This is a genomic window from Salipiger sp. 1_MG-2023 (assembly GCF_030547555.1).
In the GTDB taxonomy this organism is placed as follows: domain Bacteria; phylum Pseudomonadota; class Alphaproteobacteria; order Rhodobacterales; family Rhodobacteraceae; genus Salipiger.
Genome location: NZ_JAUOQN010000197.1, coordinates 1 through 525, shown reverse-complemented (window position 1 = coordinate 525; position 525 = coordinate 1). Strand labels below are relative to the sequence as shown.

Below are 525 nucleotides of genomic sequence, written 5' to 3'. Positions count from 1 at the left end.
CCTCTTATCTTTCCCGGTAGGACGTCCCCGTTCGCGGAACGTCTCCCCGGAGCGCCTGCAATGTGGGATGTCTGGGTGGGGATCGGGCCGTAGTTCCCCTGGGCTTTTCAGGGCCGTGGGAAAGCTGGGTCGGTCCCCTTTATAGGTTTTGGTCCTGAACAGATGAAGGGGAGTCCTTGATGTCCCGCATGAGAGGAAAGGCAACGCCTGGCAGGAGCAGTCCGGCCGCCGTCGTGGTCGGTATTGATGTCAGCAAGAATTGGCTCGACGTGTTCCTGCACCCTGACGGGGAGCGGCTCCGGGTCGAGAATGATACAGCCGGAATCCACAAGCTCCGAACACGGTGCTTGGCGGTATCGGCCAAGCTGGTGGTGATGGAGGCGACGGGGCGATACCATCGTGCGGCGCATGTCTGTCTGCACGCTGCTGGTGTTCCAGTCGCGATCATCAATCCATACCGATCCCGGCGTTTTGCGGATGTCCTTGGCCGTCTTGCCAAGACCGACGAGATCGACGCAGAGGTTC

The 525-nt window shown here is 60.8% G+C and carries 1 protein-coding gene; it reads left to right on the top strand.

The features are described 5' to 3' along the window. Positions 1 to 179: 179 nt before the first annotated feature. A partial coding sequence (locus Q4543_RS24560; RefSeq protein WP_303442824.1) for a transposase occupies positions 180 to 525 on the top strand: 346 nt, incomplete at its 3' end.